Source organism: Corallococcus llansteffanensis, from assembly GCF_003612055.1.
In the GTDB taxonomy this organism is placed as follows: Bacteria; Myxococcota; Myxococcia; order Myxococcales; family Myxococcaceae; genus Corallococcus; species Corallococcus llansteffanensis.
Genome location: NZ_RAWB01000396.1, coordinates 1 through 9,360, shown reverse-complemented (window position 1 = coordinate 9,360; position 9,360 = coordinate 1). Strand labels below are relative to the sequence as shown.

The following is a 9,360-nucleotide window of genomic DNA, read 5'->3' as shown; positions in this document are numbered from 1 at the left end:
GGGGGCGACCACCTGGACGGGCTGGGCCTTCTGGGCGCGGGCCTCGGCGGACTTGGTGGTGAGGGTGGTGTCCAGGCCCTTGGCGAAGCTGACGACCTGGGGGTCGGTGCCCGTGGTGCCCAGCTTGCGCAGCGCCTTCCAGAAGGGGTGCTCCGTGTCGCCGCCCCGCACCAGCCCCATGGCCAGCAGGGTGGTGGCGGCGTCGCGCTCCGCGGGGCTGGAGGTGCGCAGGGTGGTCACCAGCTCCTGGGGCGCCGTGCGGGCGACCTCCCCCAGGCCGCTGGCCATCTCGCCCTGGGCGTCCACGTCGCCGGAGGTGGCGGACGCGCGGCACAGCTCCATCACGCGGGCCATGGCCTCCGTGTTGCCGCCCGCGGCCAGCTCCACCATGGAGCTGACGCCGGGCACGCCCACCGACAGCGTGTGGGCCACCTGGCGCAGCCGCCCGTAGACGTCGTCGCCCGCGGAGTAGCTGTCCAGCAGCGTGCGCGTGCCCAGGTAGTCGTGCGGGTTGGACTGGTAGAGGCTCTCCGCGAGCACGGCGCGCACGGCGGGGTCGCGCTCGCTGCGCCACGCGGTGCGCAGGAAGCCGATGTTGCGTTGATCGCGCTGCTTGCCCAGTTCCAGATAGGTCTTGATGCGGTTGGCGACGTCGCCCGTGGCGCCCGCGACGGCCTTGGAGCCGTCGGAGAGGGCGGCCACCGCGGTGCCAGGCCCCAGGGTGGAGCCGGTGGCGGCCACCGCCGCGCCCAGGGCGTCCATGCCCGCGACGACGGGGCCGGCGCGGCCCGCGTAGTCGTTGACCATGATGGAGAAGGAGAACTTCTCCCCGCCCGCGGACTGCACGTAGCCGCTGAGCGCGGAGACGCCCTCCAGGGTGCCCGTCTTGGCGCGCAGCCGGCCCACGGCGTCCGTGCCGTCGAAGCGGTACTTGAGCGTGCCGTCCTTGCCGGCGATGCCCAGCGAGGACAGGTACTCCGGGGCCAGCGGGAAGCGCTCGTACATGTGGCGCAGCAGGCGGTCCATCTGCGCGGTGGAGAAGCGGTTGGCGTCGTTGAGGCCGCTGCCGTTCTTCATCACGTAGGTGCCGCGCGGGATGGCCACATCGCGCTCGAGGAACTCCTCCACCACGTCGATGCCCTTGGCGAACGAGCCCGGCGCGCCGCGCAGCTCCGCGCCCATGGTCTTGAGCAGCGTCTCCGCGACGAAGTTGCTGGACAGCTTGTTGAGGCGCTTGAGGACGATGTCGAACGTGTCGGACTGGGACACGTGCACCGCGCGGGCGCGCGACGGCGTCAGGCCCTGCTTCACCTTGCCCTTCACCTTCACGCCGCGCGAGACGAGCAGCTGCTTGAGCGTGCCGCCGAAGTACAGGGGCGGGCTGTCGATCTTCTTCCAGACGCTCACCGCGCCGCGCTCGTCGGGCACCTGGCCCTTCACGACGATCTTCTGCCGGTCCCCGAACGCGTCGGACTTCACGGACACGCGCCGCGCGCGGCCGGGGCCGCTGGTGACGGTGTTGTCCACGACGAAGAAGTCGCTGGGGGGCTCCATGTCCACCACGGCCTTGCCGCCGGGACCGGAGCGCACGTAGACGGCCACCGCGTTCCAGTTGAGGCTCACCGCGCCGGTGGGCGCCATGTACGCGCGGTCGGAGTCCTCCTGGTCATAGCCGGGCGGGGTGCGCTCGGGATCGAACCAGGAGTCGTCCACGACGATGTCCTGCACCTCTTTCAGGCCCGCGTGGAGCAGCTCGGAGGTGATGCCGTACAGGCGCTCGGTGGTGATGGTGGGGTCGCCCTTGCCGCGCACGTAGAGCGTCTTGACCTTGCCGTCCGGGGGCAGCTCCGGCTCGACGAGGAACTCCGTCTCGTAGCGGTACTCCGGCCCCAGCGCGACGAGCGCCGCGGAGGACGTGACGAGCTTCACGTTGGAGGCGGGGTTGAGCAGCTCGTCCGCGTTGTGGCTGAACACCACCGTGCCGTCATCCAGACTCTGCATGTGCACGCCGACGCGGCTGCTCTTGAGCGCGGTGCGCTGCATGACCTGCACGAGGGCGTTCTTCAGCGCCTCGCGTTCAGCCTTTTTGTCAGTGGACGGCGACGCGGCAAGGGTGGCGGACGGAAGCCACAAGGCAATGGCGGTCGCTGCCCAGAAGGGTCTGGCTCGAAAAACCTGCACGCACGCTCCGGGGAAATCGCGTTCCATTATGCGGAAGGGATGAAAGGGGCGGCAAGGGCGGGGGGTGGATGCCCGTGGGCATTGCCCGCCTGCCTGCTTCCTGGAAACAGAGAGGATGCTGGCGCAGCATGGAGGCTCCGCCTGACATCCGCCCGTGACAGAAGCCATGCCTCCCCTCCCCTTCCGCGCCGTCCGGGTGCTCTCCGCCGCGCTGGCCCTGATGCTCTACGCCGGCTGCCGCGAAAAAGCGCCTCCCGCCGGCATCACGGTGTTGTTGGAGGCCCCACCGGACACCCTGGACGATCGCTTCGCCCTCACGGCCCATGGACAGCGGCTGGCGCAGCTCATCAGTCCGGGGCTGCTCACCTTCGACGACGCCAGCGCACCCGTGCCCCAGCTGGCGGAGTCCTTCCACGACGTGTCCCCCACCGTGGTGGAGTTCATCCTGCGCCCGGGGCTCACCTTCCACGACGGCACCGCCCTCACCGCCGAGGACGTGAAGGCCACCTACGACAGCCTGAGGGATCCGAAGCTGGGCAGCCCCAAGCGGGAGCGGTACGAGCCGCTGGAGCGGGTGGAGGTGGTGGACGCCCGCACGGTGCGCTTCCACCTGAAGCGCCCCTATGCGCCGCTGCTCGCGGAGCTCTCCGCGGCCATCCTCCCCTCGGAGCGCGCGGGCCCCGAAGGCATCGAGGCCCAGGCGACGCACCCGGTGGGCGCGGGCCCCTTCCGCTTCGAGTCCTGGCCGGACGAGGAGCACCTGACGCTCGTTCCCTTCCCGGGTTGGCACGGCGGGACGCCCGCGCTCTCACGGCTGACGTTCCGCGTGGTGCGGGATGAGACGACGCGGGTGCTGGAGCTGCTCAAGGGCCGGGCGGACCTGGTGGTGAACGCCGTGTCCCCGGCGGTGCTGCCCACGCTCCGGGAGGCGCCCCACCTGCGCGTGGTGACGAAGCCGGGCACGGGCTTCACCTACGTGGGCCTCAACCTGCGCGAGGGGCCGCTCGCGGACGTGCGCGTGCGGCAGGCGCTGTGCCACCTCATCGACGTGCGCCCGCTGGTGGAGCACAAGCTGCACGGGCTGGCCGAGCCCGCCTCCAGCATGCTGCCCCGCGAGCACTGGGCGTTCACGGCCACGCCCGCGTGCGGATACTCGCCGGAGGAGGCCGCGCGGCTGCTGGACGCGGCGGGGTATCCGGATCCGGATGGGCCCGGGGGCCAGCCCCGACTGACCTTCACCTTCAAGACGAGCACGGACCGCTTCCGGCGCGCGGTGGCGCTGGTGCTCAAGGAGCAGCTCGCGCAGGGCGGCGTGGCCATCGAGGTGCGCGCGCTGGAGTTCGGCACCTTCTTCGAGGACGTGCGTAAGGGCCGCTTCGAGCTGTTCACGCTGAAGTGGGCCGCCGTGATGGAGCCGGACCTGCTGCGCGGCGCGTTCCACTCCGGGAACATCCCCGGGCCGGAGAACCACTGGGGCGGCTTCAACCGGGGCGCGCTGAAGGACCCGGCCCTGGACCGCGTGCTGGACGCGGCGACGCAGGCTCCCCGCGAGGAGCGGCGCGCTCTGTATGCGAGGGCCCAGGAGGAGCTGGATGCGCAGCTCCCCGTGATTCCCCTCTGGCACGAGGCCAGCGTGGCCGTGGTGTCCTCACGGCTCGCGGACTTCGTCCCCAGCGCGCACGGCCTGCTCACGCCGCTGGCGAAGGCGCGGGAAATCGGGAGGGCGCCGTGAGGAGCCGTGGGATGTCGGCGCGTAGCGCGCTGGTGGGGGCGCCTCTGGTGGCTTTGCTCCTGCGCATCACGCCTGAAGTGACGCCCACTGCCGATACCGGGAGGGCACCGTGAGGAGCCGTGGGATGTCGACGCTCATCGCGCAGGGAGGGGTGCCTCTGGTGGCTTTGCTCCTGCGCATCACGCCTGAAGTGACGCCCACTGCCGATACCGGGAGGGCACCGTGAGGAGCCGTGGGATGTCGACGCTCATCGCGCAGGGAGGGGCGCCTCTGGTGGCTTTGCTCCTGCGCATCACGCCTGAAGTGACGCCCACGGCCGATACAGGGAGAGCACCGTGAGGAGCCGCGTTGTATCGGCGCTCATCGCGCTCGTCGGGGCGCTGCTGCTGGTGTCGCTGTTCCTGCACCTCGTGCCCGGAGATCCGGTGGACGTGATGCTGGGCGAACAGGCGACGCAGGTGGACCGGGCGGCGCTGCGGCGGGCCGTGGGGTTGGACCTGCCCTGGTACGCGCAGCTCTGGACCTTCGCGCGGGACCTGGGCACGGGGGAGCTGCGCACGTCGCTGCCTCCGTTCCAGCGCAAGGTGCTGCCGGCCCTGGGCGCGGCGCTGCCGTACACGCTGCTGCTCACGGTGGCGGCGATGGCGGTGTCGCTGCTACTGGCGCTGCCACTGGGGGTGATGGCGGCGGCGCGGCGAGGCACACCGGTGGACGCGGCGGCGATGGGTGTGTCGGTGGCGGGCGTCGCCCTGCCTCGCTTCTGGCTGGGCCCGGTGCTCATCATCGTCTTCGCGCTGAAGCTGGACTGGCTGCCGGTGTCGGGCGCGGAGTCGTGGCGGCACCTCGTGCTGCCGGCGTTCACGCTGGGCACCGCGCTGGCCGCGTTCCTCGCCCGGATGACGCGCGCGACGATGTTGGAGGCGCTGCGCGAGGACTACGTCACCGTGGCCCGCGCCAAGGGCCTGTCCCCGCGCGCGGTGCTGTGGAAGCACGCCTTCCGCAACGCGCTCTTGCCGCTGGTGACGGTGCTGGGCCTGGAGTTCGGCGCACTCTTGGGTGGAGCCATCGTGACGGAGAAGGTGTTCGCGTGGCCGGGCATGGGCACGCTGCTGCTCACCGCCATCGAGAAGCGCGACTACAACACCGTGCGCGCAACGGTGCTGCTCTTCACCTTCTGCTACGTGCTGGTGAACACGCTCACCGACGCGGCCTATGCGTGGGTGGACCCTCGCGTGCGGAGGCGCTCATGAGCGGGGGCGCCCACCGCTTCCGGCTGCACTCCTGGGGGGCCCGGTTCGGGCTCGCCGTAGCGTGTATATGGGTGTTCACCGCGCTTTTTGCTCCATGGCTCAGTCCGCATTCGCCGGACGCCATCGACCTCACGCGCGAGCTGTCGCGCCCGGGCCCCGGGCACCTGCTGGGCACGGCGGAGAACGGCATCGACGTGCTCACCCACGTGCTGTACGGCGCGCGCGTGTCGCTGGTGGTGTCCTTCTTCGCCGTCCTGCTGTCGGCCGCGCTGGGCATCACGCTGGGCGGCATCGCGGGGTACGCCGGGGGGCTGGTGGATGAAGGGCTGATGCGACTGGTGGACGTGCTGCTCGCCTTCCCCGGCATCCTGCTGGCGCTGTTCATCACCGCCGTGCTGGGGCCCAGCCTCAGCAACGTCGTCTTCGCCCTCTCCTTCACGGGATGGACGGGCTACGCGCGGCTGACGCGCGGCCAGGTGCTCACGCTGCGCGAGCGCGACTACGTGCAGGCCGCCCGCGCCCTGGGCAGTGGCCCCGGCCGCATCCTCGTGCGCCACGTGCTGCCCAACGCCGCCGGGCCGCTGCTCGTGCAGGCGACGTTCGCGCTGCCGGGGGCCATCGTCGCGGAGGCGTCCCTGAGCTTCCTGGGGCTGGGCGTCCCCCCGGGCACGCCGTCCTGGGGCGCGCTGGTGGACCAGGGGACGCAATACCTCCTGGTGGCACCGCACGTGGCCCTCTTCCCCGGCATCGCGCTGGCCCTCACCGTGCTGGGCTTCAACCTGTTGGGTGATGCGCTGCGCGACGCGCTGGATCCGCGCCATGAGGGACGCTGACTTGAAGGCTCCGGGCGTCCCTGGCAGGAAGCCTTCACGGAGGTGACGAAGACATGAAGGCCGTGGTGCAGCGGGTACTGGAAGCGTCGGTGACGGTGGACGGCCAGCGCGTGAGCGAGATGGGCCCGGGGCTGCTCGTGCTCCTGGGCGTGGGCAAGGGCGACACCGACGCGGACCTCGCGTGGATGGTGGAGAAGCTGGCCACGCTGCGCATCTTCGAGGACGCCGACGGGAAGATGAACCTGTCGCTGGAGGACACCTCCAAGCACCTCATCGTCGTCAGCCAGTTCACGCTCTACGGCGACGCGCGCAAGGGCCGCCGGCCCAGCTTCATCGACGCGATGGAGCCCGTGGCGGCCAAGGCCCTCTACGAGCGCGCATGCGAAGCGCTGCGCCAGCGCGGCCTCACCGTGGGCACCGGCATCTTCGCCGCGGACATGAAGGTCGCGCTCGTCAACGACGGGCCCGTCACCATCCTGCTGGAGAGCCCACCGAAGCCCGGCGCTCCGGCCTAGCGCACGTCCAGCGTGCGCCGGAAGAACTCCACGCCTTCCATCTTCGTCCGCGCCTGCGACGCCGCGCGTGTCCCGGGGACGCCGTCCTGGCACAGCATGGCGATGACCTCGAAGCCCTTGGGCTGGCACTCGGGCAGGAAGGTGAAGTGGCCCGCGTCGTCCAGCACCACCGTCCTCGTGGTCGCCGGAGGCAGCAGGCCGGACAGGTGCAGGCCGTGCTGCTCGTGGGGCATCAGCTCGTCGCCCTTGGCGAGGATGAGCCCCACCTCCTGGTGGATGTCCGCCGTGTCCTGGGCTTCGAAGGAGGCGGCCATGCCCGGCGCCATCGCGAGGGCCGACCTCACGCGCGGATCCCGGTACGACGCGCGCGACTCCTTGAAGTCGATGCGGCGGTAATCCACGTCGCGCAGGCTCTCGCAGCCAATCTCCTCTCGGGTGCCGGGCGTCGTGCAGCGCTTCTCGATCCACTCCAGGTTGAGCCGCAGCCCCACCAGCGCGAGCGCCGTGTAGCCGCCCATGGAGTACCCCGACGCGCCGACGCGCTCCGGATCCACGCGCGGGCCCCACGTCGGGTCCTTCAAGAGGTGGTCGAGGATGACCGTGAAGTCCTTCGGCCGCTCCCACGCCCGCGCGAAGCCCATGGGGCTCGTGTCCTGGTACGTGTTGCCCGGATGGTTCACCGACACGACGATGAAGCCGTGCGCCGCGAGGTGCGCGCCGAACCATGACAGATCGATGCCCGAGCCCCCGCTGCCGTGCGACAGCAGCACCAGCGGCCAGCGCGCCCGGGCATCCGACAGCGGCGCGTCCTTCGCGCCGAAGAACGGCTTGAACACCTCGGAGGGCGCGCGGTTGTCCATCGGCGTGCCGGGCGCCACCGGGTACCAGACCAGCGGCTTCAGCGTGCGGTGGCGGACCGGATCCTCGAAGGTCAGCGACTGGGTGATGCCCACGGCATAGGCCGCGTCCCTCCCGTAGAGCGACGCGAGGTCCGTGCGCGGAGCTTCAGCCGGCGGCGCGGTCTCCGCCGCCTTCTTCGAGGAGGCACAGCCTCCCGCCAGCAGCGACGCGGAGACGAGGCACACGCCCGTCAGCCGGCGGAGCGAAGCGGGGCCAACCTGGGAGGGACGTCGCAAGAGGCGGAGCATGGGCTGGATCCGTGAAGGGCGAGGGGCCGCCCCATGACAGGCGTCGTGGAGGCCGGAGCATCGCCGGGAACCGACTTCACGGGAAGGCGCGGAAGCGCCGGAGACGGTGGGACAGCCTGCATCGGCCGACCTCGGCCTTCCTCCGGGGCTCCTGTCAGGCGTCGCCGCCCGGGCCGAGAAATCGGCCTCCGCGCAGCGCGGCGTCCTCGAAGGCGACGGGGGCCGTCACAACCGGACGGTGGTGCCTCGCGTCACGAGCGCCGCCAACCCCTGCTTCGTCTGCGCCGCCGTGCGCAGGTGCAGGGTGAGCGCGCCCAGCTCGCGGATCCACGTGGCCGCGTTCGGCCCCAGGCCGGAGAAGAGCACGGAGAGCGGCGGCGGCTGGGCCACGCGGCCCGACCAGTACCCCAGCACCTCGTCGCGCTCCGGGAGCACGGGCAGCTTCATGCGCTCCTGCTCCCGCGCGAGCAGCCGCTCCAGCTTGCGCGGCAGGTTCACCTGCCAGTGCACCACCGTGCGCGCCGGCCGCCAGGCCCAGTCCGCGAAAGCGAAGCGCTCGCGGACCGCGTACTCGCCCCGGCCCTGCGTGATGAAGACGCGGTCCGGCGGGAAGTCCGGGAAGGGGTCCCACTGCCCGGCCAGGAGCGACGCCAGCCCCTGCTCGCCCGGGGGCCTCAGCCGGAAGCCGTCCCGCACCGCCCGCGCCGCCTTGGCGTCCCAGTACGGGTAGGCCGGGTCCTCCACCATCAGCGCCAGGTTGAGCGCCTCGTCCCACTCGTCCGCGTAGCCGCCGTGCGCCCCGCCCACCTCCCAGCCGCCGGGCGCCTCGCGCCAGGGCTGGAACACGAGCCGGTCCACCAGGTCCATCCACCCGTCCGAGTCCACCGAGCCCACGCCCCCCGGCAGCGCCGAGTTGGCCAACCGCTGGCAGAGGGTGAAGGACTGCGCGTCCCCCAGGTGGTTCGCCAGCGCCTCCAGCGCCCCGGAGGCATCCCCCATGGCGCGCGCGAAGAAGGGCAGCACCAGCTCATGGAAGAAGCGGTCGTTGATGGGACGCAGGACGACGTCCATGGGGGCGTCCTTCCGGGCCGGCCGTCAGGGCCGCGCGTCTTCCTGGACGATGAGGGCGTGGATGTCCGACGACGTGGGGGCCTCCAGGATGGCCGCCCGGAAGCGCGGGTTCTTGAAGAGGCGCGAGATGCGCGCCAGCGCCTTCAGGTGCACGCCCGCGCTGTTCTCCGGCGCCACCAGGGCGAAGAACAGGTGCGTGGGCTTGCCGTCGATGGCCTCGAAGTCCACCCCCGCGCGCGACACGCAGAAGGCCGCCTGGAGGCTGTCCATGCCCGCCAGCTTGCCGTGGGGGATGGCCACGCCCTCGCCAATGCCGGTGCTGCCCAGCTTCTCGCGCTCCTGGAGCACCGCCACCAGCCGCTCCTCGCGCAAGCTCGGGTGCGCCCGCGCCAGCGTGGCACTCAGCTCGCGCAGCACTTCCGCCTTCGTGCGGGCCTGCATGTCCGCGACGACTGCTTGAGGGCTGAGGAAATCGGCGATTCTCAATGGCGCTCCCGCACTGGCGCTCCGGGCCGGCAATGATTCCTCGGCCGGCAATTACTCCTCGCACTGGATTCGCGCAAGGGTCGCCTGGGTGGTGCAAAGCGCTTCGCTCACTGCGCGTCAGCCCCCCGGGTCCCCCCCTGCCAC

The 9,360-nt window shown here is 71.5% G+C and carries 8 protein-coding genes; 4 read left to right on the top strand and 4 right to left on the bottom strand.

Translation table 11 applies throughout. From position 1 onward, the window contains the following. Positions 1-2,181: D-alanyl-D-alanine carboxypeptidase/D-alanyl-D-alanine endopeptidase (dacB, locus tag D7V93_RS29590; protein ID WP_120646576.1), on the bottom strand; the 2,181-nt coding region annotated here is incomplete at its 3' end. 166 nt (positions 2,182-2,347) lie between these two features. On the opposite strand from dacB, the gene D7V93_RS29585 reads away from it, so the two are divergent. The 4 genes from D7V93_RS29585 to dtd all read left to right on the top strand — a co-directional run bounded on the left by D7V93_RS29585 (position 2,348) and on the right by dtd (position 6,511). Next, complete coding sequence (locus tag D7V93_RS29585; RefSeq protein WP_244237587.1) at positions 2,348-3,913, top strand: ABC transporter substrate-binding protein; 1,566 nt, start codon at positions 2,348-2,350, stop codon at positions 3,911-3,913. Positions 3,914-4,248: 335 nt separating this feature from the next. Next, entirely contained in the window at positions 4,249-5,163 is a 915-nt protein-coding gene (locus tag D7V93_RS29580) for an ABC transporter permease (protein ID WP_120646574.1), read from the top strand. Then, positions 5,160-5,996 (top strand): ABC transporter permease, encoded by an 837-nt coding sequence (locus D7V93_RS29575; RefSeq protein WP_120646573.1) that lies wholly within the window; start codon positions 5,160-5,162, stop codon positions 5,994-5,996. Before D7V93_RS29580 ends, D7V93_RS29575 begins: the two co-directional genes overlap by 4 nt. A gap of 53 nt (positions 5,997-6,049) precedes the next feature. Then, the gene (gene dtd, locus D7V93_RS29570) at positions 6,050-6,511 is read left to right on the top strand and encodes a D-aminoacyl-tRNA deacylase (protein ID WP_120646572.1); all 462 of its coding nucleotides are present in this window, start codon (positions 6,050-6,052) and stop codon (positions 6,509-6,511) included. Here dtd and D7V93_RS29565 read toward each other — a convergent pair. From D7V93_RS29565 to D7V93_RS29555, 3 genes are all read right to left on the bottom strand, one after another. Next, the gene (locus D7V93_RS29565; protein WP_120646571.1) at positions 6,508-7,659 is read right to left on the bottom strand and encodes an alpha/beta hydrolase family protein; all 1,152 of its coding nucleotides are present in this window, start codon (positions 7,657-7,659) and stop codon (positions 6,508-6,510) included. The genes dtd and D7V93_RS29565 overlap by 4 nt on opposite strands. Positions 7,660-7,884: 225 nt before the next feature. After that, the gene (locus D7V93_RS29560) at positions 7,885-8,730 is read right to left on the bottom strand and encodes a hypothetical protein (RefSeq protein ID WP_120646570.1); all 846 of its coding nucleotides are present in this window, start codon (positions 8,728-8,730) and stop codon (positions 7,885-7,887) included. A gap of 24 nt (positions 8,731-8,754) precedes the next feature. After that, complete coding sequence (locus D7V93_RS29555) at positions 8,755-9,216, bottom strand: PTS sugar transporter subunit IIA (RefSeq protein ID WP_120646569.1); 462 nt, start codon at positions 9,214-9,216, stop codon at positions 8,755-8,757. Between the last annotated feature and the right edge of the window lie 144 nt (positions 9,217-9,360).

Bases quoted from the DNA above. Each gene is read 5' to 3' on its own strand.
- D7V93_RS29575 (WP_120646573.1), top strand. From the start codon at position 5,160: ATGAGCGGGGGCGCCCACCGCTTCCGGCTGCACTCCTGGGGGGCCCGG.
- D7V93_RS29560 (WP_120646570.1), bottom strand. From the start codon at position 8,730: ATGGACGTCGTCCTGCGTCCCATCAACGACCGCTTCTTCCATGAGCTG.
- D7V93_RS29585 (WP_244237587.1), top strand. From the start codon at position 2,348: ATGCCTCCCCTCCCCTTCCGCGCCGTCCGGGTGCTCTCCGCCGCGCTG.
- dtd (WP_120646572.1), top strand. From the start codon at position 6,050: ATGAAGGCCGTGGTGCAGCGGGTACTGGAAGCGTCGGTGACGGTGGAC.
- D7V93_RS29565 (WP_120646571.1), bottom strand. From the start codon at position 7,659: ATGCTCCGCCTCTTGCGACGTCCCTCCCAGGTTGGCCCCGCTTCGCTC.